Origin of the sequence: uncultured Cellulomonas sp. (assembly GCF_947494015.1) — a bacterium.
In the GTDB taxonomy this organism is placed as follows: Bacteria; Actinomycetota; Actinomycetes; order Actinomycetales; family Cellulomonadaceae; genus Pengzhenrongella.
On record NZ_CANLTL010000040.1, the window covers coordinates 1 to 444 of the forward strand.

Annotated in this window: 1 protein-coding gene; it reads left to right on the forward strand. The window is 67.1% G+C overall.

Annotated elements, in window-relative coordinates:
* On the forward strand, positions 1–440 hold a 440-nt coding region (locus Q0840_RS18985; protein WP_298462744.1), incomplete at its 5' end, for a transposase.
* Positions 441–444: the final 4 nt, after the last annotated feature.

The window sequence follows — 444 nt, forward strand, 5'->3', positions numbered from 1 at the left end:
GCACGCTGCACACCGGCTCGGACCTGCTCACCGACAAGCAGAGCGACAGGCTACGCGCGCTGTTCGTTGATGACGCTCACGTCGAGGTCGAGGCGACCTGGGGTGTCTACCAGCGGATGATCGCCGCCTATCGCCACGGGGACCGGCAACGTGGCCGCGAGCTCATGGAGAAGCTGATCACCGACCTCAGCGCCGGCGTCCCCAAGGTGCTCACCGAGCTCACCACCCTGGGCCGGACCCTGAAGAAGCGAGCCGCCGACGTGCTCGCCTACTTCGAACGACCCGGCACCAGCAACGGGCCGACCGAGGCACTCAACGGACGGCTCGAACACCTGCGCGGCTCCGCACTCGGGTTCCGCAACCTGACCAACTACATCGCCCGAAGCCTGCTCGAGACCGGCGGCTTCAGACCCCAACTCCTACACCCCCGATTGGGATGAGCCC